Annotated in this window: 22 protein-coding genes; 13 read left to right on the top strand and 9 right to left on the bottom strand. The window is 71.9% G+C overall.

Annotated features, from left to right (window positions below; all coding sequences use genetic code 11):
* Positions 1–506: 506 nt before the first annotated feature.
* Both ACFV18_RS24060 and ACFV18_RS24065 read left to right on the top strand, forming a co-directional pair.
* Positions 507–3,227 carry an alpha/beta fold hydrolase gene (locus ACFV18_RS24060; protein ID WP_380486620.1) on the top strand — a complete coding sequence of 907 codons (2,721 nt, stop codon included), beginning with the start codon at positions 507–509 and terminating at the stop codon, positions 3,225–3,227.
* Positions 3,224–4,087 carry an ABC transporter permease gene (locus tag ACFV18_RS24065; protein WP_380486439.1) on the top strand — a complete coding sequence of 288 codons (864 nt, stop codon included), beginning with the start codon at positions 3,224–3,226 and terminating at the stop codon, positions 4,085–4,087. Before ACFV18_RS24060 ends, ACFV18_RS24065 begins: the two co-directional genes overlap by 4 nt.
* A 7-nt stretch (positions 4,088–4,094) precedes the next feature.
* Here ACFV18_RS24065 and ACFV18_RS24070 read toward each other — a convergent pair whose 3' ends face one another.
* From ACFV18_RS24070 to ACFV18_RS24080, 3 genes are all read right to left on the bottom strand, one after another.
* The gene (locus ACFV18_RS24070) at positions 4,095–4,490 is read right to left on the bottom strand and encodes a DUF6924 domain-containing protein (RefSeq protein WP_380486441.1); all 396 of its coding nucleotides are present in this window, start codon (positions 4,488–4,490) and stop codon (positions 4,095–4,097) included.
* Entirely contained in the window at positions 4,487–5,041 is a 555-nt protein-coding gene (locus ACFV18_RS24075) for a hypothetical protein (protein WP_380486443.1), read from the bottom strand. The genes ACFV18_RS24070 and ACFV18_RS24075 overlap by 4 nt, the downstream gene beginning before the upstream one ends.
* Before the next feature lie 67 nt (positions 5,042–5,108).
* Positions 5,109–6,926 (bottom strand): protein kinase, encoded by a 1,818-nt coding sequence (locus tag ACFV18_RS24080; RefSeq protein ID WP_380486444.1) that lies wholly within the window; start codon positions 6,924–6,926, stop codon positions 5,109–5,111.
* A gap of 201 nt (positions 6,927–7,127) precedes the next feature.
* Between ACFV18_RS24080 and ACFV18_RS24085 the strand changes: the two genes are divergently transcribed.
* Complete coding sequence (locus tag ACFV18_RS24085; RefSeq protein WP_380486447.1) at positions 7,128–8,009, top strand: MBL fold metallo-hydrolase; 882 nt, start codon at positions 7,128–7,130, stop codon at positions 8,007–8,009.
* 12 nt (positions 8,010–8,021) lie between these two features.
* Here the strand turns inward: ACFV18_RS24085 and ACFV18_RS24090 are convergent, their stop codons facing one another.
* Positions 8,022–8,984 carry a serine protein kinase RIO gene (locus ACFV18_RS24090; RefSeq protein WP_380486449.1) on the bottom strand — a complete coding sequence of 321 codons (963 nt, stop codon included), beginning with the start codon at positions 8,982–8,984 and terminating at the stop codon, positions 8,022–8,024.
* 337 nt (positions 8,985–9,321) lie between these two features.
* On the opposite strand from ACFV18_RS24090, the gene ACFV18_RS24095 reads away from it, so the two are divergent.
* From ACFV18_RS24095 to ACFV18_RS24120, 6 genes are all read left to right on the top strand, one after another.
* Entirely contained in the window at positions 9,322–9,684 is a 363-nt protein-coding gene (locus ACFV18_RS24095; RefSeq protein WP_380486451.1) for a PadR family transcriptional regulator, read from the top strand.
* Positions 9,681–10,631, top strand: coding sequence for a hypothetical protein (locus ACFV18_RS24100; RefSeq protein ID WP_380486452.1), 951 nt, complete (start codon positions 9,681–9,683; stop codon positions 10,629–10,631). The genes ACFV18_RS24095 and ACFV18_RS24100 overlap by 4 nt, the downstream gene beginning before the upstream one ends.
* A 779-nt stretch (positions 10,632–11,410) precedes the next feature.
* Positions 11,411–11,830, top strand: a complete 420-nt coding sequence (locus ACFV18_RS24105) for a helix-turn-helix domain-containing protein (RefSeq protein WP_380486454.1) — start codon at positions 11,411–11,413, stop codon at positions 11,828–11,830.
* 32 nt (positions 11,831–11,862) lie between these two features.
* Complete coding sequence (locus ACFV18_RS24110) at positions 11,863–12,189, top strand: DUF4180 domain-containing protein (RefSeq protein WP_380486621.1); 327 nt, start codon at positions 11,863–11,865, stop codon at positions 12,187–12,189.
* A 239-nt stretch (positions 12,190–12,428) separates the two neighbouring features.
* On the top strand, positions 12,429–14,627 hold the full coding sequence (locus tag ACFV18_RS24115) for a M9 family metallopeptidase (RefSeq protein WP_380486623.1): 2,199 nt from the start codon (positions 12,429–12,431) through the stop codon (positions 14,625–14,627).
* Positions 14,624–15,322 carry a dienelactone hydrolase family protein gene (locus ACFV18_RS24120; protein ID WP_380486625.1) on the top strand — a complete coding sequence of 233 codons (699 nt, stop codon included), beginning with the start codon at positions 14,624–14,626 and terminating at the stop codon, positions 15,320–15,322. The genes ACFV18_RS24115 and ACFV18_RS24120 overlap by 4 nt, the downstream gene beginning before the upstream one ends.
* 158 nt (positions 15,323–15,480) lie before the next feature.
* Here the strand turns inward: ACFV18_RS24120 and ACFV18_RS24125 are convergent, their stop codons facing one another.
* Positions 15,481–16,194, bottom strand: coding sequence for a hypothetical protein (locus ACFV18_RS24125; protein WP_380486456.1), 714 nt, complete (start codon positions 16,192–16,194; stop codon positions 15,481–15,483).
* 163 nt (positions 16,195–16,357) lie between these two features.
* On the opposite strand from ACFV18_RS24125, the gene dnaE reads away from it, so the two are divergent.
* Complete coding sequence (gene dnaE, locus ACFV18_RS24130) at positions 16,358–19,891, top strand: DNA polymerase III subunit alpha (RefSeq protein ID WP_380486457.1); 3,534 nt, start codon at positions 16,358–16,360, stop codon at positions 19,889–19,891.
* Positions 19,892–19,957: 66 nt separating this feature from the next.
* Here dnaE and ACFV18_RS24135 read toward each other — a convergent pair whose 3' ends face one another.
* The 3 genes from ACFV18_RS24135 to ACFV18_RS24145 form a co-directional block, all read right to left on the bottom strand.
* Entirely contained in the window at positions 19,958–20,620 is a 663-nt protein-coding gene (locus ACFV18_RS24135; protein ID WP_380486459.1) for an RDD family protein, read from the bottom strand.
* A 90-nt stretch (positions 20,621–20,710) separates the two neighbouring features.
* The gene (locus tag ACFV18_RS24140; RefSeq protein ID WP_380486460.1) at positions 20,711–21,160 is read right to left on the bottom strand and encodes a type II toxin-antitoxin system PemK/MazF family toxin; all 450 of its coding nucleotides are present in this window, start codon (positions 21,158–21,160) and stop codon (positions 20,711–20,713) included.
* Positions 21,161–21,169: 9 nt separating this feature from the next.
* On the bottom strand, positions 21,170–21,625 hold the full coding sequence (locus ACFV18_RS24145; RefSeq protein ID WP_380486462.1) for a MarR family winged helix-turn-helix transcriptional regulator: 456 nt from the start codon (positions 21,623–21,625) through the stop codon (positions 21,170–21,172).
* A 60-nt stretch (positions 21,626–21,685) separates the two neighbouring features.
* On the opposite strand from ACFV18_RS24145, the gene ACFV18_RS24150 reads away from it, so the two are divergent.
* The gene (locus tag ACFV18_RS24150; protein WP_380486464.1) at positions 21,686–22,537 is read left to right on the top strand and encodes an alpha/beta fold hydrolase; all 852 of its coding nucleotides are present in this window, start codon (positions 21,686–21,688) and stop codon (positions 22,535–22,537) included.
* A 7-nt stretch (positions 22,538–22,544) separates the two neighbouring features.
* On the opposite strand, the gene ACFV18_RS24155 is transcribed toward ACFV18_RS24150, so the two are convergent.
* Positions 22,545–23,429, bottom strand: coding sequence for a LysR family transcriptional regulator (locus tag ACFV18_RS24155; RefSeq protein WP_380486466.1), 885 nt, complete (start codon positions 23,427–23,429; stop codon positions 22,545–22,547).
* 71 nt (positions 23,430–23,500) lie between these two features.
* On the opposite strand from ACFV18_RS24155, the gene ACFV18_RS24160 reads away from it, so the two are divergent.
* Positions 23,501–24,328 carry a dihydrodipicolinate synthase family protein gene (locus tag ACFV18_RS24160; protein ID WP_380486468.1) on the top strand — a complete coding sequence of 276 codons (828 nt, stop codon included), beginning with the start codon at positions 23,501–23,503 and terminating at the stop codon, positions 24,326–24,328.
* A gap of 146 nt (positions 24,329–24,474) precedes the next feature.
* Positions 24,475–25,503: an aspartate-semialdehyde dehydrogenase gene (locus ACFV18_RS24165; protein ID WP_380486470.1), complete on the top strand. Its 1,029-nt coding sequence runs from the start codon at positions 24,475–24,477 to the stop codon at positions 25,501–25,503.
* Positions 25,504–25,517 lie beyond the last annotated feature (14 nt).

Consider the following 25,517-nt stretch of genomic DNA (forward strand, 5'->3'; position numbering starts at 1 on the left):
CGCGCCGCCCCGCCCGCCCCGCCCCCCGCGCCCGCGCCGCCCCCCCCCGGGGGGGGGGGGGGGGGGGGGGGGGGGCGGGGGGGGGGGGGGGGGGGGGGGGGGGGGGGGGGGGTCCTTTGCCCGCCCACCCACCCGTGGCCCACCTGCAGGGAATGTGAGGAGGGGGAGGCGGGGGCCGAAGGGGAGGGAGGGCTGTGAGGAGGGCTGGGGGAAGGGGAGACGGGGAGGCAGGTGGGGGGAGGGGACGGCGGGGGCCGCGAGGAGGCAGGTGGGGGATGGGGTGGCGGGGGAGGCGAGGGGGCAGGCGGGGGAAGGGGAGGGTGGGGCCGCGAGGAGGGGAGGAGGAGGGAGGGGGCAAGGGGGAGGTGAGGAGGCAGGTGGGGGAAGGGGAGGGCAGGTGCGAGGAGGGCAGGTGGGGGGAGGGGCGGCGGGGGAGGCGAGGTGGGGGTGTGTGGGGGTGTGGGTTGACGTGGGGCCTACTGGGGGCGTGGTTAGGATCTGCGGTTATGGGGTTCGCTGAGGCGTGGCGTGGGTGGGTGGTGCGTCGGCGGGTGGTGGTGGCCGGGGGCGCGGTGGTGGGGTTGTTGGTGGGGGGTGGGGCGGTGGTCGCGGCGGTGGGGGAGCCGGGTGCGGTGCATCGGGAGGATCGGTTTTTGGAGGGGGCGGACGGGGTTCGGATTGATACCTCGTTCTTTTCGGCGGGTGGGGCGGGTCGGCGGCCGGCGGTTCTGTTGGCGCATGGGTTCGGGGGGTCGAAGGAGGGGGAGCGGCAGCGGGCCGAGGAGTTGGCTCGGGCCGGGTATGCGGTGCTGACGTGGTCGGCGCGCGGGTTTGGGCAGTCGTCCGGGCAGATCGGGCTGAATGAGCCGGAGCGTGAGGTCGCGGATGTGTCGCGGCTGGTGGACTGGTTGGCGCAGCGGCCCGAGGTGCAGTTGGACGGGGAGGGCGATCCGCGGGTCGGGGTGACGGGGGCGTCGTACGGTGGGGCGGTGTCGCTGTTGGCGGCCGGGTACGACAAGCGGATTGATGCGATTGCGCCGCAGATCACCTGGTGGAATCTGGCGGATGCGTTGTTTCCGCAGGCGGCGCAGGGGAGTTCGGCCGCCGACGGGGTGTTCAAGAAGTTGTGGGCGGGGATCTTCTTCACCACGGGTTCGGCGTCCGGGCTGGGTGAGGGCGGGCCGAAGCAGCAGGTGCAGGGGCCGGTGGGGTGTGGGCGGTTCCGGGACGAGCTGTGTGCGATGTACAACCGGGTGGCGGCGGCCGGGCGGCCGGATGCGGACGCGGTGCGGGTGTTGGAGCGGTCGAGCCCGTCGTCGGTGGCAGAGCGGATCAAGGTGCCGACGCTGGTGATCCAGGGCCAGCAGGACTCGTTGTTCCCGCTGGACCAGGGGGACCGGATCGCGAAGGCGGTGGCCGCGAACGGTGCGCCGGTGGCGGTGGACTGGTTCGGTGCGGGCCATGACGGCGGGCAGGAGAGCAGTACCCGCTCGGACGCCCGGGTGACGGCCTGGTTCGATCATTATCTGAAGGGCGCCGACGGTTCCACCGGGCCCGCGTTCCGGGTGACGCGTACCGGTGGCGTCGATTCGACGGGTTTCCAGGCGGTGCTGCGCGGCGCGGACGCCGATGTCTACCCCGGGTTGGGTGGGACGGCGCAGCGCAGTGTGGAGTTGACGGGCCGTGAGCAGCGGGTGGCGAACCCGCCCGGTGGTGCGCCGCCGAATATTTCGACGCTGCCGGGGATCGGGGCGCTCTCCCAGTTGTCCTCGGTGGGGGCAGGCCTGTCGATCGACTTCCCCGGCCAGTTCGCGTCGTTCGATTCCGCGCCGCTGGGCAGTGCGCTGCACCTGACGGGTGCGCCGACGGTGGCGGTGCGGGTGGCGGCGGATGTGCCGGAGGCGGTGCTGTTCGCGAAGGTGTACGACGTCGCGCCGGACGGGAAGCAGGTGCTGCCGCAGCAGTTGGCCGCGCCGTTGCGGGTGACCGGGGCGGACGCGGCGGGCGGGCGGACGGTGCAGGTGGCGCTGCCGGCCGTGGACCACGAGTTCCCGGCCGGGCATCGGCTGCGGCTGGTGCTGGCGTCCACCGACCTGGCGTACGCCTCACCGGCGCAGGCCGCGACGTACACGCTGTCCGTGGCCGGGCCGCTGAGTGTGCCGACGGTGGAGCAGTTGCGCACCGAGGCCGCGCCGGTGCCGAACCGGACCTGGGTGCTGCCACTGGTGGCGCTGGCGATCGGTGCGCTGCTGGTGTTCGCGCGGCGGCGGCGGGTGGCGACTCCTGCGCCGGATCCGGAGCTGGCCGGGGTGCCGTTGCAGATCACCGGGCTGTCGAAGAAGTACAAGGGGTCGGTGGACCGTTACGCGGTACGGGAGTTGTCGTTCCGGGTGGAGGCCGGGCAGGTGCTCGGTCTGCTCGGTCCCAACGGCGCGGGCAAGACCACCACGCTGCGGATGCTGATGGGTCTGATCCGCCCCGACGAGGGCGAGATCCGGGTGTTCGGGCACGCGATCCGGCCGGGTGCGCCGGTGCTGTCCCGGGTCGGGGCGTTCGTCGAGGGCGCGGGCTTCCTGCCGCACCTGAGCGGGCGGGCCAACCTGGAGTCGTACTGGGCGGCCACCGGGCGGCCGGTCGAGGACGCGCACTTCGCGGAGGCGTTGGAGATCGCCGGTCTCGGCGAGGCGCTGGAGCGTGCGGTGCGGACGTACTCGCAGGGCATGCGACAGCGGCTGGCGATCGCGCAGGCCATGCTGGGCCTGCCCGATCTGCTGATCCTGGACGAGCCGACCAACGGGCTCGACCCGCCGCAGATCCGTGAGATGCGGGAGGTGATGGTCCGTTATGCCGCCGCCGGGCGGACCGTCATCGTCTCCAGCCACCTGCTCGCCGAGGTCGAGCAGTCCTGCACCCACCTGGTGGTGATGGAGCGCGGCCGGCTGGTGGTGGCCGGGCCGACTGTGGAGATCACCGGTGCGGGTGAGCAGTTGCTGGTGAGTGTCGAGGAGGGGTACGGGGAGGCGGCGGCGGTCGCGGAGAAGCTGGCCGCGTTGGGCGGGGTGGAGTCGGTGCAGGCGGTGGACGGCGGGTTGTTGGTTCGGCTGGACGGGCTGCCGGTGAGTCGGTTGACCGCCGAACTGGTGCGTCTGGGCGTACCGGTGGCGGGCATCGGCCCGCAGCGACGGCTGGAGGACGCCTTCCTGTCCCTGATCGGAGGAGCGGCATGAGCGCGGTGAGCGCGGTGGCGGACACGGCGGCTCCCGGGTACCGGCCCGGGCGGACCTTGCCGCTGCGGGTCGAGGCGATGCGGCAGTTGCGGCGGCGTCGGACCCTGGTGGTCGGTGGGGTGCTGGCGGTGCTGCCGTTGATCGTTCTGGCGGCTTTTCAGATCGGTGGGACGCCCGGGCGGGAGAACCGCACCACGTTCATCGAGCTGGCCACCGCGTCCGGGGTGAACTTCGCGACCACGCTGCTGTTCATGGGCACCGGGTTCCTGCTGGTGATTCCGGTGGCACTGTTCTGCGGTGACACCGTTGCGTCCGAGGCGAGTTGGTCCTCGCTGCGGTACCTGCTGGCGGCGCCGGTGCCGCGGGCACGGTTGCTGGCGCGGAAGTTCACTGTGGCGATCGGGTTCTCGGCCGCGGCGGTCGTGCTGCTGCCCGCCGTCGGGCTGGTGGTCGGTACGGCCGCGTACGGGTGGGGCGACCTGAAGCTTCCCACCGGGGCGACGCTCTCCGCGACCGAGGCGGTGCCGCGCCTGGCGCTCGCCGTGCTGTACGTCTTCCTCGCCGAGATCGTGGTCGGCGCGCTGGCGTTCTGGCTCTCCACCGCGACGGACGCTCCGCTGGGGGCGGTGGGCGGCGCGGTGTTCGCGTCGATCATCACGGGTGTGCTGGACGCCGTCACCGCGCTCGGTTCGCTGCGCGAGTGGTTCCCCGCGCACTGGCAGTACGCGTGGGCGGACGCGTTGCAGCCACAGCTGGAGTGGGGCGGGATGGTGCAGGGGTTGGTGCTGTCGCTGTCGTACTCGGTGGTGCTGTTGGCGCTGGCGTTCCGTGGGTTCGCGACGAAGGACGTGGTGTCGTGAGGGTCGGTCAGAAGCCGCGGTGGACGCCGTCGGGGTCGGTGGAGCGGAGGTAGTCGGCGAAGTCCAGGTTGGAGATGGAGAGGTTGTTCTCGACGCTCCACAGTCTGGTGGCCACCACCCGGACGGTCGGGGTCGCCGGGTCGCGCAAGTGGGCGACCAGGAGGGGGAGTTCGGGGTCCGTGAGGGCTCGGCGGTCGGCGAGGACGAGCAGCGGGTGGTGGTAGCCCGACGGCAGGTGGGCCGTCAGGCCGGCGAGGTGGAGGCCGGAGAAGGCGGGGTCGTCGACCGGGACGACGGCGGGGAGGAAGCCCTCCTCGGTAGGAGTGGCCAACACCTCGCACAGGCGCTGCCAGGCCGCTGGGTCGGCGAAGTCGGTGCGCACCACCAGGGCGCCGGCGGTCATCGGGCACCGTCACGGAGCAGCAGGAGGTCGAGGGACTGGGCGTGGGCGTGCGAGGCCCAGGTGGGGAGGTGTTCGGTGAGGAACCAGGCGGCGTCTTCGAGGTCGTCGTCCTCCAGGTTGGCGGTGGGGTGGTCGGGGAGGGCCTTGGGGTCAAGGGCGGCGAGGTCGGTCAGGACGGCGGGGAGGGCGGCGTGCGGGGTGAGGGTGGGGTAGGGCCAGGGCCGGTCGTCGGTGGCGCCGTCCGGCCAGGGCCAGCGTCGGGACCAGAGGCCGGTGAGGGCGGGCAGGCGCAGGGCGCGGAAGACGTCGGCGAGTTCGTCCCAGTGGCGGCCCGCGAGGACGGCCTCGCCCAGGGGGGTGCCGAGGGTGCCCGCGAGAGTCGGCAGCAGGGCGGTGTAGCGGGAGTCCGCGTCGGCGCGCAGGCGGCCGGAGAGCAGCTCGGTGAGGGCCGCGCAGCGCGGGACGCCCGGCAGCCCCGGCCCGCCCGAGCCGGGCAGGCGCAGCAGCAGCGCGGCGTCCACCGCGAAGGCGGTGACGTACTGTTCGGCCATGTCCGGCACTCTTCCCCAGGGGTGTGACAACTCCGGTGCGGTGTACGGGAGTCGGGTCGGGATCGGCTCAGGAGAAGCGGAAGAGCTGGGACTTGTCGCCGGGTGAGCAGTTGGTGAAGGCGAGGGTGTTGCCGGTGCCGCTGTCGGTGAGGCAACTCTGCACGCCGTAGCCGAACTTGATCTGGAAGGTGCCGGAACCGGCGTCGGTGACGTACCAGTTGGTCAGGTCGCCGTAGGAGTTGGAGTCGGCCAGTTCGGCGATGTTGGGGTTGCCGGCGTAGCGGCCGCCGAGTTTGATGCCGCTGCCGCTCTTGCAGGCGGTGAAGGTGGTCTGGCCGGAGCCGTCGGTGGCCTTGATCCAGCCGTAGGAGGTGTTGCGGCCCGATACCACCGGAACGCCCGCCGTCAGCGCGTCCGAGCCGAGGCCGGCGGCTTGGCCGGTGCCGACGTTGACCAGTCGGCCCCAGCCGCTGCCGCCGCAGCCGGAGGCGGGGCCGCCGCCGGTAGTGGGGGGTTTGGAGGTGTTCGGGGCGGGCTGGGCCGGGGTGGAACCGCCGCCACCGGTGTTGTTCGAGCCGCCGCCCGAACTGCCGCCTGAGCCGCCGGTGTTCGAGCCACCGGTGTTCGAGCCGCCGTTGTTGGTGCCTCCGGAGCCGCCCGTGCTGCCGCCGGTGTTGTTCGAGGAACCGCCGTTGGTGGAGCCGCCGTTGCCCTGGTCGGGTGCGCCGCCGGGCTGCGGGGGGTTGCCGTTCGGGTCGGTGGACGGTGGGGCGGAGGACTGGGGCTGCTGCGGTTCCGGGCTGTTCCGGGCGGGGTCGGAGGGTGATCCGATGGGGCTGGAAGTTCCTTGGTTGCCGGGTGAGTTGGCGCCGTTGGTGGATTCCGGGCGGTGCTGCCAGGGCAGCAGTTCGAGCTGCTGGGCCGTCACCCCGCCGCCGGTGACCAGCACCAGCGGCAGGAACAGGGTGACGAGCCGTCGGCGGCCGGAGCGTTCTGCCTGCTTGCGGGCGGTGGCGGCGGGCGGAGGTTCGAGGGCCACGACGGCGCCCAGTCCGGCCTGGGTGGACATTGCCTGCCGGGCGGCGAGGGCCATTGCCGCGGCGTCCGGGTAACGTTCGCCGGGTTCTTTGGCGAGGGCCTTCGCGACCACCGCGCGCACCGGCGCGGGCACCGTCCCGGGCAGTTCCGGTGCCGGTTCGCGGACGTGCTTGAGCACCACCTCCAGCGGGGTCTCGCCGGTGAACGGCGGCTTCCCGGCCAGGAGTTCGTACAGCACCACGCCGACCGAGTACAGGTCGGAGGCGGCCGAGGCGTCCTTGCCCTCGGCGCGTTCCGGGGCCATGTACAGGGCGGTGCCGACCACCGCGTGGGCGGTGGTGATCCGGGTGTCGGCCAGGGTGCGGGCGATGCCGAAGTCGGTGACGGTGATCCGGCCGTCCTGGTCGATCATCAGGTTGGACGGCTTGATGTCGCGGTGCACGATGCCCTGTTGATGCGCGGCGTGCAGGGCGTCCAGCATCTGTGCGGCGATGTCGAGCGCCCGGTCCGGCGGGAAGCTGCCGCGTCCCTTGGCCTTGTCCAGCGGCCGGCCGGACAGCAGTTCCATCACGATGTACGCGATCTTCGCGGACGGGTCGGAGGCGTCCTCGCCGTAGTCATGGATGTGCACCACGCCGCGGTGGCTCATCGCCGCCAGCACGGTCGCTTCGCGGCGGAACCGGGCCGCGAAGACCTCGTCCTCCATCAGCGCCGGAAGCACGATCTTCACCGCGACCTGACGGCCCAGCACGTGGTCGTCCGCCCGCCAGACCTCGCCCATGGCGCCACTGCCGAGCCGCTCGGTGAGGGCGTAGCGGCCCCCGAGTACCGTCCCCCGACCCCACATGTCCCGTTTCCCCCGAGCATGGTGTACGACCTGTCAACAAGAGAGTCTGGCCTGCCGGGCCACCCGATGGGAAGTCGGCCGGGCCCCCTCTTCGCGCGGCGACTCTACACGCCGCCCGGGCACGTCCGTTCGAGTGGAACGTTGGCACTGACGTACGGTCAAGTGACGGGCCGTGCAGGACAGATCCGAAGGAGCGCCCCAGTGACCGGCAACTCGATCGACTTCACCACCGGGCGGCCCGAGACGCGGCCGCTGGACGTCAGCTGGAACCACGGCTCGCCGTCGGCCAAGCACAACACCGACCCCGACCTGCAGGTGTACGCGTACGACGAGCACACCGTGATCCTGCGGCAGAACATGGCCGTCAACTACGAGGCGCCGTTCCTGTACCTGCTGTTCGGCAACGAGCGGGCCGTGCTGATCGACACCGGGGCCACCGCCGAAGCCGAGTACCTGCCGCTGCGGCGGACGGTGGACGAGCTGATCGACGGCTGGCTGGCGCGCAACCCCCGGGAGGACTACCGGCTGCTGGTGGTGCACACCCATGCGCACGGCGACCACGTCGCCGGGGACGGGCAGTTCGCGGACCGGCCCGGGACGGAGCTGGTGCCGGCCGGAAAGGACAGCGCCTGGCCGTGGTTCGGCTTCGACGCCGACCCGGAGGCCGTCGCCCGGATCGACCTCGGCGGGCGGGTGCTGGAGTGCCTGGCCACCCCCGGGCACCACGCCGCCTCGGTCACCTACTACGACCCGTGGAGCGGCTTCCTGCTCACCGGCGACACCGTCTACCCCGGCCGCCTCTACATCGAGGACTGGGCCGCGTTCACCCACAGCATCGATCGGATGATCGACCTGGCTGAACGGCGGCCCGTCACCCACGTGCTCGGCTGCCACATCGAGATGTCGATCCGGCCCGGCGTCGACTACCCCATCAGGTACACCCACCAGCCGTACGAGGCGCCGCTGGAACTCACCGTGGCGCACCTGTACGAGATCCGCGGGGCGCTCGGCGCGACGGCCGCGCACGGCGGAGAACCGCGGCGCATCGCACTGCCGCGGTTCATCCTCTGGCCGAGTGAGTAGCCCGCCGGGCGGTCAGCGACGCAGGCGGGCGTCCTCGGCGAGGGACTGCACCAGGGCCTCCACCCGCTCGGGTGGCAGGCCCCGGGAGACGAACCAGGCGCCGACATTGCGGACGTCCCGCTCCAGGAAGGACAGGCCGCGCGGGTTCGCCACCACGTCCACGATCTGCGGGACGTCGATGATCACCAGGCGGCCCTGGTGCACCAGGATGTTGTACGCCGAGAGGTCGCCGTGCGCGTAGCCGTCGTACGCCAGCAGTGAGAGGCTGCGGCCCAGCTGCTCCCAGAGGTCGTCGATGTCGGCCTCCTCGGCGCGCAGTTGGGCCAGCCGCGGGGCGGCCGTGCCCGCCTCGTCGCCGACGAACTCCATCAGGATCTCGGTGCCGGTGATCTGCACCGGGTACGGCACGGCGACCCCCGCCGACCACAGGCGGCACAGCGCCGAGAACTCGGCCGCCGCCCACTGGCCGGCGATCGCCTCCTTGCCGAACGCGGTGCGCTTGGCCATCGCCCGGCTGACCCGGGACTCCTTGTGCTGGCGGCCCTCCAGGTAGCCCGAATCCCGGTGGAACATGCGGTGCTGGGCATCGCGGTAGCGCTTGGCCGCCATCAGGGTGCGGCGCTCGGTGCCGGGGACGGCGCGCTCCAGCAGGAAGACGTCGGCCTCCTTGCCGGTCTTCACGATGCCCAACTCGGTGTCTACGGCCGCGAGTTCGGTGACCACCCAGTCAGGGCGCGGCTGCGGGCCCTTCTCGGTCGGGGTGGACTGGTCCCAGGTGGACCAGCGGTCGCCGACGGCGGGGCCGTCAGGGGTGGTCGGGGCCTCGTGGTCCTCCTCGAAGTCGAACTCCTCGGAGGGGAAGTACAGGTACTCGGGCTCGGCGTCGTCGAAGCGGTCGGCCTTGCGGCCACGACGGGAAGCGCCCTTGGGGCGGATACGGGAGAAGGAATCGCTGTCGGCAAAGCGCTCGCGCACTGCGGTGGCTCCTGAGGAGTGGCCCACCGGGGCGCGGTATGGCGCGCAGTCAGCCGGTGGGGAGAAGACGGGGGGAAGAGGCGTATGGCGCGCAGGCGAAAGCGCGCCGCGTCACGGCGGCAACCATCCTGGCCACACCTCCTCACTCGTCTCGCCACCCGCGCATGGGTGCTTGCGGGCGGACTTGGACCACCTTAGTCAGCGGGCCGGTGGATGCAAACGGTTTTTTCGCGGAGTGGGGAGGGTGAGGTTCGGGGCAGTGGCGGGCGGGGGTGGCCTTGGTGGCTGTGACAGCTAAATGATCGACATATCTCAATGGTTGACCTATCGTCTTCGCATGACCGATCGTCAACTGCCTGAGCCCACACGGCTCGTGCTCACCGCGCTCGCCGACGCGCCCCGGCACGGATACGCGATCCTCCAGGAAGTCCTGGCGATCACCGACGGGCGGACCAGGATGCTCACCGGCACCCTCTACACGGCGCTGGACCGGCTGCTGCAGCAAGGGCTCATCCAGGTCGAGGCCGAGGAGGTCGTGAACGGGCGGCTGCGGCGCAGCTTCGCCCTGACCGACCAGGGCCGGCACACCCTGACCGAGGAGACACGGCGGCTGCGCGCCGGGGCCGACGAGGCCGAACGTCGGCTTGCCCTCGGCGGGTTGCGGCTGAGCGGGTTGCGGCTGGGCGGGGGGACGGCATGACCCGTCCGTTCCTCGGGTTGCTGCGCCGTCTGTACCCCACCGGATACCGGGCCGCGCACGGTGAGGAGATCGTCGCCGTCTTCGCCGAATCCGTTCGGCATGCCGACCGCCGTACCGCCGTGCGCGAGTGGGCCGTCCTGGCCGCGCACGCGCTGCGGCTGCGCGCCCGGCTCAGCTCCCGCGACCCGGCGGGCCGGGTGCTCGCCGGTGCCGCGCCGTTCCTGGTGGCCGGTGGTGCCGCACTGGGCGCGGTCCAGCTGCTGACCATGCTGCTCACGCGCGGCACGCACGACATACCGGCGGCGCTGGACGTCGCTCACGCCGCACCCTTGGTCCTCGCCCTGCTGTGTGCCCTGCTCGGCCGTTGGGCCCCGGCCCGGGTCCTCGTCCTGCTCGCCGTCGTCACCGCACAGTTCGGTGCGGACGCGGAGTCCATCGGGGCCACCAGCCTGCTCGGAGTCTGGGCCGTCGTGGGCGCGTTGGTGCTTCTCGCCCCGCCCGACGCGGTCGGGCTCTCCCGGCGCGACCGCACCCGGCTCGTGGCCGCCGCGACGGCCGTCGCCCTGCCGATGATCGGTGTCGCCGCCCTGTGGCTCGGCGTTTGGGCCGAGGACTACGCCGCTGTCCTGTTCCCGCCGATCGCGCAGACCCCGATCGACACGTCCCTCGCCTGGCCGGCGGTCGTCATGGCCGTCGCGTACCTGCTGCACCTCGCCGACCCCGGCACCGACCGACTGCGGGCCGTCGGCGTGGCGCTGGCCGCCCTGCCCTGGGCCGCGATGGTGGCCCCGCCGCTCTACCGCAACGCGCCCGCCGAGCCGCGCGACCTGCTGCGCGACGCTGTCGTCGTTCTCGGGTTCCTGGCCGCGGCCACCGTCATCGGCCTGCGGCGCCGCAACCGCCTTGCCGGCGCGGGCCGAGGGGGAGCGGCCGGCCCGCTGCTCTGAACGGCAGTCGAGAGGCCCCGTCGATCCCTGGGCAGCAGGGGCGGCGGGGCCTCGCGTGCGTCGTGGGCGGGCACGCGTTGCGGAAGTGGTCTGCCGTGACGGCGTCGATGAAGGCGGCGAAGCTCGCCGGGCCGAACGGCAGGTGGGAGCCCTCGGGGCGCTTCGGGTCGCGGAGGGGCGCGATGCCTTCGGTGGCGGCCAGGTGCCGTGCAGCCGGGCGGGTGAGTGCCGATGACGTGGTGACGACGGCCGCCGCGATGCGGGACGGGCCCGCTGCCCGTGGGGTGCGCCGAGTCAAGGGCGGCCGAGTTGCCTGCGGCGATGGAGGGGCAACTGGCGTGGCATGCAGCGGGACTCCGAACGGTGAACACGGGGCGGCGAATCCGGGGAGCCGTTTCGGGTGGCGGTGCGGCAGGAGTGGGCCGAAGAGGCCGGCGGGTGGCCGGAGTTCGGGGTCGTGTCGGCTCTTGTCGCCCGTGACGCCGGGCGGGGCCGCCGCTGTGGCGGCACGGTGTGCCCTTCGAGCAGGCCCGGCCCCGGGTGAGGTGCGGGTTGGGGGCAGTGGCAGGGCGTCCGGGCCGGCGCGTTTGTGCAGGCGGCGGCGGAGGCGCAGCGCGTGGTTGGTGCGTTCCCGGGGGCGCGATCGGCCCGGGCGATTTGAGTGTGCCCGAGGCCGGCGGGGGCAAGTGGCGGGCCCGGTGAGGTGGGGCGATGGAGAGATGGTGCCGTATCCTTCCCTACTGGTTGGGTGATAGGGAATGATGGGGAAGGATACGGCAGTGCAGGAGTTCTACTCCGTCGAGGATGTGGCCGAGCTGCTGGGGCTGCATGTGAAGACCGTCCGGGGTTATGTGCGGGACGGGAAGTTGAAGGCGGTGCGGATCGGGAAGCAGTACCGGATCGCGCGGGCGGAGGTGGAGGCGTTCACGGGGGGTGCCGAGGCGGCGGGGCCGCCCTCGCGGGTGGAGGTTTCGGCGGTGGTGCAGGTGGAGGGGGTGGGGCGGGGGGAGGCGGATCGGTTGGTGACGGCGGTGCTTGCGGCGGCGTCGGCCTGGTCGTCGGGGGAGGAACGGCCGTTGTGGGTGCAGGCGGTGCGGGACGAGGCGCGGAGCGGGTTGCGGTTCGTGGTGCTGGGGCCGCCGCGGCGGGTGGGGGATGTGCTCGGGTTGATCGAGGAGTTGACGGGAGAAGTGCGGTGACGGTGGTTCAGGAGCTGGGCGGGGTCCAGGTGATGGTGTGCGCGGCGGAGGGGGAGGCGGTCGCGGGGGAGCAGGACGCGGTGGACCTGCTGGGGAACGCGTACTACCAGGGGGCGTCCTGGGTGGCGGTGCCGGTGGAGCGGTTCGGGGAGGAGTTCTTCCGGCTGCGCAGTGGGGTCGCGGGCGGGGTGGTGCAGAAGTTCGCCCAGTACCGGATGGGTCTCGCGGTGGTGGGGGATGTCGCGCCGCATGTGGCGCGGTCGGGCGCGCTGCGGGATTTCGTGCGGGAGAGCAATCGCGGGTTGCAGCTGTGGTTCGTCGCGGACTTGGCGGAGCTGGCGGGCCGGTTGGCCGGCTAGGCGTCAACTCCGGGGTTATGCGGGCCAGTTGATCCGGGACTGAGGGGTTCCCGCGTGAGGTGACATGTGCAATTGTACATGTCACCCCCTGCTGTTGAGCCGGTCTCGACGGCGTTTTCCCCCCATCCGCCGCGCCCCAACACGCGGCGTCATATCGGCCCGGAGGCCCCCACGTGCGAACCTTCCGGATACCGTTCGCGTCCCCCGCGCGAACGTGGAGTCTGCTGCTGTCCTTCTGCCTGACCCTGGGCTTCCTTGCCGCCTTCGTGCCGGGCGCCCGGGCGGCCACCCCCACCGATCCCACCGGTGAGCGGCCCGCGAAGGCGTCGAAGTCGGCGCCGCGCAGCACCGAGGCGGCCGAGCGCCGCAAGGACTCCGACCGTGACGTGCGGTCGGACGCCAGCAAGCGGCCGCCGCTCGCCGTCAACGGCGAGCCGGAGCAGGCCAAGTCGCTCGCGGCGGCGGCCAGTTGCAACGTCTCCGACTTCACCGGGAAGACCGGCGGCGCGCTGGTCGCCCAGATCAAGTCCGCCACCGTGGACTGCGTCAACTCGCTGTTCCTGCTCAAGGGCAACGACGCGAAGCTGGCGTTCAACGAGGCGCAGATGGTGAGCGCGGCCAACGCGCTGCGCGAGGTCTCCGCCAACTACCCGGGTGACGACTCCACTTCGGCCACCCAGATCGTGCTGTACCTGCGGGCCGGGTACTACGTGCAGTGGTACAACCCGGACGTGGTCGGCCCGTACGGCGCCAACCTGAAGTCCGCGATCGAGGGCGGCCTGGACGCCTTCTTCGCCGCCCCGCACTCGCAGGACGTGACCGACGCCAACGGCACCACGCTGCGCGAGGCCGTCACCCTGATCGACAGCGCGGCCGAGAACGCCCGCTACCTGTCGGTGGTGAAGCGGCTGCTGAACGGCTACAACAGCAGCTACGACTCGTCCTGGTACATGGTCGACGCCGTCAACAACGTGTACACGGTGCTCTGGCGCGGCCACCAGAACAGCGACTTCCTGCCCGCCGTCCAGGCCGACCCGAGCGTGCTGGACACCCTCCAGTCGTTCGCCACCCGCAACAACGCCCTGCTCGGCGGGACCAACGACTTCCTGGTCTCCAACGCGGGCCGCGAACTCGGCCGGTTCCTCCAGTACCCGGCGATGCAGGCGAAGGTCCGGCCGCTGGTGAAGAGCCTGCTGGACCAGAGCGCGATCACCGGGCGGACCGCCTCGCTGTGGGTGGGCCTGGCCGAGATGACCGACAGCTACGACAAGGCGAACTGCGCCTACTACGGCACCTGTGACCTGCCGAACCGGGTGAAGGCGGCCGTGCTGACCGTCAACTACACGTGCAGCCCCAGCATCCGGATCGTCGCCCAGGCGCTGACGGCCGACCAGCTGAACACCGCCTGCACCAGCCTGAAGGGCCAGGACGCGTACTTCCACGGCGTGGTCCGGGACAACGGCGCGGTGGCAAACGACAACAACTCCACCATCGAGGTGGTGGTGTTCCACTCCAGCAGCGACTACCGGATGTACGCCGGCATCATCTTCGACATCTCCACCGACAACGGCGGCATGTACCTGGAGGGCGACCCGGCCGTGGCCGGCAACCAGCCGCGCTTCATCGCCCACGAGGCCGAGTGGGTCCGCCCCGCCTTCCAGATCTGGAACCTCAACCACGAGTACACCCACTACCTCGACGGCCGGTTCGACATGTACGGCGACTACAAGGCCGGCCAGACCACGCCGACCGTGTGGTGGGTCGAGGGCCTCGCCGAGTACATCTCCTACGCCTACCGGGGCGTCGAGTACACCGGCGCGATCACCCAGGCCGGGCAGCACACCTACGCGCTGTCCACCCTGTTCGACACCACCTACGACAACGCCGACCAGACCAGGGTCTACAACTGGGGCTACCTGGCGGTCCGTTACATGCTCCAGTCGCACCGCAGCGACATGGACGCGGTGCTCGCCAAGTACCGCGCCGGCGACTGGAACGGCGCCCGGACGATCCTGAAGTCCACCATCGGCACCCGGTACGACGCCGACTTCAACAGCTGGCTGACGGCCTGCAACGCCGGGAACTGCGGCCCCACCGTGCCGACCACCCCCGAGTGCACCGGCTCCGACACCCGGCAGCTCGACAAGAACTGCCGCCGCTCGAACGTCGCCGCCACCGTCAACAACTACGCGTACTTCTACCTGTGGGTGCCGGCCGGCACCACCAGCCTGACCGTCACCGTCTCCGGCGGCACCGGCAACGCCGACCTGTACTACAACGGCAGCAACTGGGCCACCACCGGCTCGTACAACGCCAAGTCCACCGGCAGCGGCAACAGTGAGACGCTGACCATCGCCAACCCGCCCGCCGGGTACAACTACGTCAGCCTGTACGCCCAGCAGGGCTTCAGCGGGGCGTCCGTCAGCACCTCGTACTGACCCGCCCGCCCGAGCGGCCCGGCCCACCCACTGGTGGGCCGGGCCCCGGTGCGTTCCCGGATGGGAGATCATGGAGGGTCCAGCACCCCGCACCGAGGAGCCCACCCGTGGCCGAGATCGTCCTGTTCCACTCCGCGTACGGCCTGCGCCCCGCCGTGCACCGGGCCGCCGACCGGCTGCGCGACGCCGGGCACACCGTGCACACCCCCGACCTGTACCAGGGCCGCACCTTCGACGAGGTGGAGGAGGCCATGGCGTACCGCGACGAGGTCGGCAACGACGAGCTGCTGCGCCGCGCCGTGACCGCCGTCGCCCCGCTGCTGCCCGCGAAGCACGGCCTGGTGTACGCCGGCTTCTCGCTCGGCGGGTCGCTGGCGCAGAACCTGGCCCTGGCCGACGAGCAGGCCCGCGGGCTGCTGCTCCTGCACGGCACCTCCGACCTGCGGGAGGACGCCGCCACCGGCATCGCCGTGCAGCTGCACGTGGCCGAGCCGGACGCGTACGAGTCCGAGGACTGGCTGAACACCTGGTACCTGCAGATGACCCGGGCCGGCGCCGACGTCGAGGTGCACCGCTACCGGGGCGCCGGGCACCTGTACACCGACGCCGACCTGCCGGACTACGACGCCGAGGCGGACGAGCGGACCTGGGCGGCCGCGCTGGCGTTCCTGGCGGAGCTGGACGAGCAGGAGTAGGAGCGGGGCGTCAGGACGCGAACGTCACCGTCCGGCAGCGCCCGCGGGCAGTCCAGCAGATCAGGTGCGGGCCCGGCCGCCGGAGAGCCCCGCCGCCCACGCAGCTCGGGCCGACGGCGGGCACTCCGACAACGCGCCCGGACAAGCGCCCGGACCGCTCAGGCGGGCGGCTGCGCGGGCGGAGCGGGCGGCTGGGTCGGCGGCTGGGCGGGCGGCGGCGGGGGAAAGACGGACGCGGCGCCGGGGGCGCCCGGGGGCGGCTGCGGGGGCCGGTACCCCGTGGGAGCGGCGGGCGGCGGGGGAGCACCCCAGGTGCCCGGGGCCGGGTCGGTGGCAGCGGGCGCCGGGACGGGCGGGGCCGGGTACGGCGGGGTCGGGTAAGGGGGCAGGGCCGGAGCCGACTGCTCACGGCCGGCGGCCGCGATCAGCACGACGGCCAGGGCGAGCAGGACGTCCGCCACATAGGTGGCGGTGAGCAGCATCGGGACGGCGTCCTGGTGCAGGACGCCCTCGCCGTTGTTGACGAACGCCGCGATCAGCGTGGTCGCCGAGCCGTAGGCGTTGACCGCGAGGACGGCGACCGCGCCCGCCCGGGCCCACGGGCGGCGGTTGAACGCGCCGAAGGCCAGCACCAGTGAGGTGAGCACCAGCGCCGTGTCGTAGCCGGTGAAGGCGGCCGGGGCGGGCACGTAGTAGCGGGGGTCGACCGGCACCCCGAGGGCGATCGGCAGATAGTTCAGGCCGCTGTGACTGAGGTCGTAGCCGAGGATCGCGAGCTCCACGGCGATCTGCACCAGCAGCAGGACGCCGACTCCGGGCAGTCCCCGGCCCCCCGGCCGGGGTGTCGGCAGCGGTGGTTGGACGAAGGCCATGGCGGGTCCCCTCCCGTAACCGTGTGGTGGTCGGAGGTTAGCGCTTCCACGTCCGGAGGGGGACTAGACTCGGGGACGCGATCCCGGAAGCCGTGGTCCGAGCCCAGGTGGTGGCTCGGGCCTTACGTGTTTCAGCCCCCCTCAGGACCCCGGAGGCCCCGCCTTGAGCGACCAGCCGTACGCGCACCTGCACGTCCACACCGAGTACTCGATGCTGGACGGCGCCGCCCGGCTGAAGCAGCTCTTCAAGGAGGTCGAGCGGCTGGGCCAGACCCACGTCGCGATGACCGACCACGGAAACATGTACGGCGCCGCCGAGTTCCACAAGCAGGCCACCGCCGCCGGCATCACCCCGGTGATCGGCATCGAGGCGTACGTCGCGCCGGAGTCCCGCTCCAACACCAAGCGCATCCTGTGGGGCCAGCCGCACCAGAAGAAGGACGACGTCTCGGCGTCCGGTGCCTACACCCACAAGACCATCTGGGCCCGCAACAAGGAGGGCCTGCACAACCTCTTCAAGCTGACCTCCCGCTCCTACGCGGAGGGCTGGCTGGTCAAGTGGCCCCGGATGGACCAGGAGATCATCGCCGAGCACGCGGCCGGCCTGATGGCCACCACCGGCTGCCCGTCCGGCGTGGTGCAGACCCGGCTGCGGCTCGGCCAGTTCGACGAGGCGCTCAAGTCGGCCGCCGAGTACCAGGAAATCTTCGGCAAGGAGAACTACTTCCTGGAGCTGATGGACCACGGCCTCGACATCGAGAAGCGGGTCCGCGACGGCCTCCTGGAGATCTCCAGGAAGCTGAACATCCCGCCGGTGGTCACCAACGACTCGCACTACACCACCGAGGCCGACGCGGGCGCCCACGACCTGCTGCTGTGCGTGCAGACCGGCAAGAACCTCTCCGACCCGGACCGCTTCCGCTTCGACGGCACCGGCTACTACATCAAGTCCGCCGCCGAGATGTACGCCCTCGACTCCTCCGACATCTGGCAGGAGGGCTGCCGCAACAGCCAGCTGCTGGTGGCCTCCCGGGTCGACACCGAGGGCATGTTCAAGTTCAAGAACCTGATGCCGCGGTTCCCGATCCCGGAGGGCTTCGAGTCCGAGGCGGACTTCTTCAAGTCCAAGGTCTGGGAGGGCATGGACTGGCGCTTCCCGGGCGGCTACGACGAGGAGCACAAGAAGCTCGCCGAGTACGAGATGGACACCATCATCCAGATGGGGTTCCCGGCGTACTTCCTCGTGGTCGCCGACTTCATCATGTGGGCCAAGAGCCAGGGCATCGCGGTGGGTCCGGGCCGTGGTTCGGCGGCGGGTTCGCTGGTCGCCTACGCGATGGGCATCACCGACCTCGACCCGATCCCGCACGGCCTGATCTTCGAGCGCTTCCTCAACCCCGAGCGCATCTCCATGCCCGACGTCGACATCGACTTCGACGAGCGCCGGCGCGGCGACGTGATCCGCTACGTGACGGAGAAGTGGGGCTCCGACAAGGTCGCCATGATCGTCACGTACGGCACCATCAAGGCGAAGGCCGCCATCAAGGACTCCTCGCGCGTCCTCGGCTACCCGTACGCGATGGGCGACCGGATCACCAAGGCGATGCCGCCGGACGTCATGGGCAAGGGCATCCCGCTCTCCGGCATCACCGACAGCTCGCACCCCCGCTACGGCGAGGCCGGCGAGATCCGCGGCCTGTACGAGAGCGACCCGGACGTCAAGAAGGTCATCGACACCGCGCGCGGCATCGAGGGCCTGATCCGCCAGCCCGGCGTGCACGCCGCCGGCGTCATCATGTCCGCCGAGCCGCTGACCGACCACATCCCGGTCTGGACCCGGCACACCGACGGCGTCACCATCACGCAGTTCGACTACCCCACCTGCGAGGGCCTCGGCCTTCTCAAGATGGACTTCCTCGGCCTGCGCAACCTGACGATCATGGACGACGCCGTCAAGGCGATCGAGAAGAACAAGGGCATCAAGATCGAGCTGCTCGACCTGCCGCTCGACGACAAGCCCACCTACGAACTGCTCGCCCGCGGCGACACCCTCGGCGTCTTCCAGCTCGACGGCGGCCCGATGCGCTCGCTGCTGCGCCTGATGAAGCCCGACAACTTCGAAGACATCTCCGCCGTCCTCGCGCTGTACCGCCCGGGTCCGATGGGCGTCAACTCGCACACCAACTACGCGCTGCGCAAGAACGGCCAGCAGGAGATCACCCCGATCCACCCGGAGCTGGAGAAGCCCCTGGAGGAGATCCTCAAGCCGACCTACGGCCTGATCGTCTACCAGGAGCAGGTGCAGAAGGCCGCGCAGATCCTGGCCGGCTACTCGCTCGGCCAGGCCGACCTGCTGCGCCGCGCGATGGGCAAGAAGAAGAAGGAGATCCTGGAGGCCGAGTTCGTGCCCTTCCAGAAGGGCTGCCGCGAACACGGCTACTCGGACGCCGCGATCCAGGCCGTGTGGGACGTCCTGGTCCCGTTCTCCGGCTACGCCTTCAACAAAGCCCACACCGCCGGCTACGGGCTGGTCTCCTACTGGACCGCCTACCTCAAGGCCAACTACCCGGCCGAGTACATGTCCGGCCTGCTCACCTCGGTCAAGGACGACAAGGACAAGTCCGCGGTCTACCTCAACGAGTGCCGCAAGATGGGCATCCAGGTGCTCCCGCCGGACGTCAACGAGTCCGACGCCGACTTCACCCCGCACGGCAGCGACACCGTCCGGTTCGGCCTGACCGCCATCCGCAATGTCGGCGGCCCGGTGGTGGAGTCGATGATCCGCACCCGGAAGGCCAAGGGGAAGTACACCTCCTTCCCGGACTTCCTGGACAAGGTCGAGGCGGTGGTCTGCAACAAGCGCACCGTGGAATCGCTGATCAAGGCCGGCTCCTTCGACTCGCTCGGGCACACCCGCAAGGGCCTGACCGCCCAGTTCGAGCCGATGATCGACAACGTGGTCTCGATCAAGCGCAAGGAGGCCGAGGGCCAGTTCGACCTGTTCGGCGGCGACAGCGTCTCCGACGAGCCGAGCTTCGGCCTGGACGTGGTGTTCTCCGAGGAGGAGTGGGAGAAGTCCTTCCTGCTCACCCAGGAGCGCGAGATGCTCGGCCTGTACGTCTCCTCGCACCCGCTGCACGGCATCGAGCACGTGCTCGCCGACAAGGCCGACTGCGCGGTCGCCGACCTCGCCGAACGACCCGACGGCACCATCGTCACCATCGGCGGCATCATCTCCGGCCTCCAGCGCAAGATGACCAAGCAGGGCAACGCCTGGGCGATCGCCACCGTCGAGGACCTGGCCGGCTCCATCGACTGCATGTTCTTCCCCGCCAGCTACCAGCTGGTCTCCTCCCAACTCGTCGAGGACGCCGTGGTGTTCGTCCGCGGCAAGCTCGACAAGCGGGAGGACGTGCCCAGGCTGATGGGCATGGAACTCTCCGTGCCCGACCTGTCCAACGTCGGCGCCCAGCTGCCGATCGTGATCACCGTGCCGGAGAACAAGCTCACCCCGCCGATCGTGGCCCGGCTCGGCGAGGTGCTGGGCAGCCACCGCGGCTCCACCGAGGTCCACGTCCACCTGCGCGGCCGGACCAGGACCGTGGTGCTGCGCCTCGACCGGCACCGGGTGAAGTCCGACCCGGCGCTGTTCGGCGACCTCAAGCAGCTGCTCGGGCCGAGCTGCCTGGCCAGCTGACGCGTCCCGTCACAACGGAAGGCCCCCCGCGTTCGTGCGGGGGGCCTTCCGGCGTGTGGCGGAGGATCAACCCTCCTTGACCACCACGGTCTTGGCGGCCTTGTCGTGGAAGGTCTGCTGGAACGGCTTGTCCCACAGCTGCGAGAGGCCGTTGACCAGGCCGAGCAGCCCGCCGATGAACGGGACGATGAACGGACCGCCCCAGACGCCGGCCCGGGTCCACAGCTCGTTGTCGGTCGGACGGCCGCCGTGGGCCAAGCTGACCACCCGGAGCTTCATGACCTTCTTGCCGACGGTCTGGCCGTGCTGGCTGAGCATCAACGCCGCGTCGTAGGCGGCGTAGGCCAGGGCGATCACCAAGGAGGCGAGGACGAAGGGCATGATCGAGACGACGATGTAGACCGGGATCAGCAGGATCGCCCAGTCGATCAGGCGGGCCACGAAACGGTCGGCGAACGTCGCCAGCGTCCGGACGCCCGGGGTCGGCGGCATGCCGGGCGGCGGGGTCTGGCCGAGCCAGGCCGGCCACTGGGCCTGCGGGGCGCCGTACCCCGGCTGCTGGCCGTAGCCGGGCTGGGCGCCGTACCCGGGCTGCTCGCCGTAGCCCGGCGGCGGGGGAGGCGGCGGCGGGGTGCCGTAGCCGCCGGTCGCCGGAGGCGGCTGCTGGCCGTACGGGTTCTGGCCGTACGGGTCCTGCGGCCCGTAGCCAGGAGGAGTGTTGCTGCTCATGCGTCCGACTCCAGGTCAACTGTTGGGAGTTGCTGGAGCCGTTGTACCCGGTTGAGGGCAAGCTGTGTATGACGATCGGACAATCGTTACTCAGTGCCAGCCGTAACGATGCCTCAACGAGTCGACCACCAGCTGGAAACGGGCCCGGTCAAGGGCACAGGCCTCGCGCCGCATCCCCCCGTCGTGCACCCGGAACACCCGGTCCAGGGCCACCCAGGAGTCCCGGCCGCTGCGGTCCCACGGGCCGGCGCCGAGCGGCACCCAGTCCGGGTCCTGGTCGTGACCCTTGCTGGACAGCATCACCGTCAGCAGCGTGCCGGCCCGCTCCCGGGCCACCACCAGCACCGGCCGGTCCTTGCCGCGCCCGTCGTTCTCCTCGAACGGCACCCAGGTCCAGACGATCTCGCCCGGATCCGGGTCCCCGTCGGGGTCGGGCGCGTACGCGGTGTGCACCGACCCGATCCGCTCGGCCGCGATCTCCACCGTCGCCTCGGCCCCGAACCGGCCGGGCTGCTCCGTCTGCTCGTTCACCTCATGCATGGCGGAAGGCTATCGACCGCCCGGGGCGTCCGGCAGGTGGGCGTCGTAGAGGCGTTGCAGCAGCCGGTTCAGCCGGGCCCGGTCGGCGGCGGGCAGGGCGGCCAGGAAGCGGTCCTGCTCGGCGGCGGCCGCGGCGGCGAGGCCGTCCACCAGCGCGCGCCCCTCGGCGGTCAGCGCGACCACCCGGCGGCGGCCGTCGGTGTCGTGCGGCCGGCGCTCCAGGAGGCGGCGGTCGGTCAGGCCGTCGAGCACCGACACCAGGTTGCGGGCGTCCACCGCCACCAGCCCGGCCAGCCGGCCCTGGCCGACCGGGCCGTGCTGCCCGAGCGCGACCAGGACGCCGTACTGGGCCTGGGTCAGCCGGTGCTCGCCGAGAAAGGCCGTCCAGGAGCGGGTGGCGAGCGAGCCGAGCCGGGCCAGCAGGAAGCCGGTGCCGCGCTCGTAGCCCGGGCGGTCGTCGTTCATGCGGCCCAGCCTAGACGACCAGGGATCGACATGATCCATGTCTTTTGATAGACATGGATCATGTCGATCGAACTGAGGCGCCGTCAGCTGCCCGTTGGTGAACTCTCCCTGCACGTCGTGGAATCCGGCGACCCCGAAGGGGAGCCCTTCCTGCTGCTGCACGGCTGGCCCGAGTCCTCCCGCACCTGGCAGGGCGTGATGGCCGCGGCCGGTGAGGAGGCCCGCCTGCTGGCCGTGGACCTGCCCGGCATCGGCCGCTCCACCGGCGGCGTCGGCGGCTCCAAGCGGCGGATCGCCGCCGCCGTGCACTCCCTGATCGGCCAACTCGGCCTCACCGGCACCACCTTGGTCGGCCACGACGCCGGCGGCATGGCCGCCTACGCCTACCTGCGGACCTTCGACGCCGTCGACCGGGTGGTGGTGATGAACACCGTGCTGCCCGGCGTCGCCCCCTGGGAGCAGGTGCTGCGCAACCCGCACATCTGGCACTTCGGCCTGCACGCCGTCCCCGGCCTGCCCGAGACGCTGGTGGACGGCCGGCAGGAGGCCTACTTCGCGTACTTCTACCAGGTGCTGTCCGCCGACCCCGAGCGGATCACTCCCGCGTCGCGCGCCGAACAGGCCGCCGCCTACCGCGAACCCGACCGGCTCACCGCCGGGTTCGACCTCTACCGGGCGCTCGCCCAGGACGCCCGCGACAACGCCGAGTCCGCCGCCGCCGGGCCGGTCGACACCCCGCTGCTCTACCTGCGCGGCACCCGCGAACCCGTGGACCTCGACGCCTACGCCGCAGGCCTGCGGGACGCCGGGGTGCGGGCGCTCAGCACCGGGCTGGTGGACGGCGGCGGGCACTTCATGCAGGAGGAGCGGCCCGCCGAGGTCTGGCGGCTGATCCGCGAGTTCGCGGGCTGAACGGCCGTCAGGCGGCCCGCAGTTCGGCCGGGACCGCCGCGTGCAGGGCCGCCGCGAAGGCGGCCACCGCGGGGTGGGCGGCGGCGCCCGCGCGGAAGGCGGTGCGGGTGCGGCGGTAGATCGGCAGGCGGGTCAGGGCGACGTTCACAGGGCAGTGGCCGGTGCCCAGGTGCGGAACCAGTGCCACGCCCTGGCCGGCCGCCACCAGCGCCAGCTGGGCCGCGAAGTCGTCCACCCGGTGCCGGACCCGGGGGCTGAACCCGGCGGCCTGGCAGGCGCGTTGGGTGAGTTCGTGGCAGCGGGTGCCGGGCGGGGCGGTGATCCACGGGCTGCCCTGGTGGTCGGCGAGGGTGCCCGCGCTGCGGGCTGCCAGGTACATCGGCTCGGCGAACACGGGGCCGGTCAGCGCGATGCCCTCCTCCGGCTCGTCCGGCACCAGGTCGTACTCGTGCACCAGCGCCAGGTCCAGCTCGCCCGCGCGCAGCGCCGCCGCCACCGCGGCCGGGTCCACCTCGCTCACCATGGCCTCCAACTCCGGGTGCCGGGAGGCCAGTTCGGCCAGCGCGGCCGGAACCAGGGCGCGCACGGCGGACGGGTAGGCGCCGATCCGCAGCGGGCCGGCCAGGCCGCGGCGGGCGTGGGCCAGCTCGGCGTCGGCCCGCTCCAGCAGCTCCAGCACCGCCTCGGTGTGCCGCACCAGGTTCCGCCCGGCCGGGGTCAGCGCCACCCGCCGACCGGTCCGCTCCAGCAGTGGCACCCCGGCCTCCCGCTCCAGCACCGACAGCTGCTGGGACACCGCCGAAGGACTGAACGCCAGGGCGTCCGCCACCGCCGCGATCGTCCCCAGGTGGGCCAGTTCGCGCAGCAGCCGCAGTCGTCGCACATCGAGCACCGGCTCAGCTTACGAGAAGCATCGGAAATGTGAACTGGACCCGCACGGTCGGCGCCCGGCACGCTTCCCCCATGGAACTCCACGGCATTCACGTCCCGCTGGTCACTCCGTTCACCGCCGACGGCGCCCTCGCCCTCGACGCGCTGGAGCAGCTGGCCCGCGACAGCCTGGACGCCGGCGCCGCCGGACTGGTCGCCCTCGGCACCACCGGCGAACCCGGCTCCCTCACCGACGCCGAACAGGACGCGGTGGTCGAGCTCTGTCGGCGCGTCACCACCGAGTACGGGGCCGTGCTGACGGTCGGCGCCGGGCACGGCGGCACCGCGCGGACGGCCGAGGCGCTGGGCCGCCTCGACGGGCGGGCGGACGCGGCACTGGTCGCCGTCCCGGCGTTCGTCCGGCCCGGCGAGGCCGGGGTGCTCGCGCACTTCCGGGAGCTGGCCGCCACCAGCCCGGTGCCGCTGGTGATCTACCACATCCCGTACCGCACCGGGCAGCCGCTGGGCGCCGCCACCTTGCTGGAGCTGCTGGCCCTGCCGCAGGTCGCGGGCCTCAAGTACGCCCCCGGCGGGATCGACGAGCAGGCCGTGGCGCTGCTGGCCGCCGGCCCGCGCGGGGTGCTGGTGGGCGACGACCTGTTCCTGTCCCCGCTGCTGGCACTCGGCGCCGACGGCGGCATCCTGGCCTCCGCGCACCTGGAGACCGCCCGCTTCGTCGCCCTGCACCGGGCCTGGGCCGACGGCGACGTGCCGCTGGCCCGCCGGCTCGGCGCGGAACTGGCCGGGGTGTCCAGGGCCGCGTTCGCCGGGCCCAACCCGACCGCGCTCAAGGCCCTGCTGCACCGCGCCGGGCGGATCCCCACCCCGGCGGTGCGGCTGCCGCTGCTCGCGCACGGCTGATTTCCGCGCAGGATTTCCGGCCCGCGGGCGCCCCGACGAAAGGGATTGCCGCGCCGGACGGCAGGCGTTCACGCCTTGGGACGCCCCCGCGCACACCAGCTCTGACAAGGCATGATGGCTTTGCACAACGTAGGAGGAGGAGACGGATGAAGGTCGGCATCGTAGGAGCCACCGGTCAGGTCGGCGGCGTGGTCCGCGAGATCCTGGCGGAGCGCAGCTTCCCGATCGAGCAGCTGCGGCTGTTCGCCTCGGCCCGCTCGGCGGGGCGCACCCTGCCCTGGAAGGACACCGAAGTCACCGTCGAGGACGCCGCCACGGCCGACTACCGCGGCCTCGACATCGTGATCTTCTCCGCCGGCGGCGCCACCTCCAAGGCCCTCGCCCCGAAGGTCGCCGAGGCCGGAGCCGTCGTCATCGACAACTCCTCCGCCTGGCGCCGCGACCCCGAGGTCCCGCTGGTCGTCGCCGAGGTCAACCCCGAGGCGATCGCCGAGCGCCCCAAGGGCATCATCGCCAACCCGAACTGCACCACCATGGCCGCGATGCCCGTGCTGCGGCCGCTGCACGGCGAGTCCGAGCTGGTCTCGCTGGTGGTCTCCACCTACCAGGCGGTCTCCGGCTCCGGCCTGGCCGGCGTCTCCGAGCTGCACGAGCAGGCCCGCAAGGTGGTCGAGGACGCGACCGCGCTGGTGCACGACGGCGCCGCCGTCGAGTTCCCCGCCCCGGGCGTCTACAAGCGGCCGATCGCGTTCAACGTGCTGCCGTTCGCCGGCGGGCTGGTGGACGACGGCAGCAACGAGACCGACGAGGAGCAGAAGCTCCGCCACGAGAGCCGCAAGATCCTCGGCATCCCCGGGCTGAAGGTCTCCGGCACCTGCGTGCGCGTCCCGGTCTTCACCGGCCACTCGCTCCAGGTCAACGCCCGCTTCGCCCGCCCGCTCAGCCCCGAGCGCGCCACCGAACTGCTGGCCGACGCCCCCGGCGTCGTCCTCACCGACATCCCCACCCCGCTGCAGGCTGCCGGCCAGGACCCGAGCTACGTCGGCCGGATCCGGGTGGACGAGACCGTCGACAACGGCCTGTCGCTGTTCCTGTCCAACGACAACCTGCGCAAGGGCGCCGCGCTCAACGCGGTGCAGATCGCCGAACTGGTCGCCGCCGAACTGCGCGGCTGACGCAGACCTGCCGT

The organism is Kitasatospora sp. NPDC059673 (assembly GCF_042734215.1).
Classification (GTDB): Bacteria; Actinomycetota; Actinomycetes; order Streptomycetales; family Streptomycetaceae; genus Kitasatospora.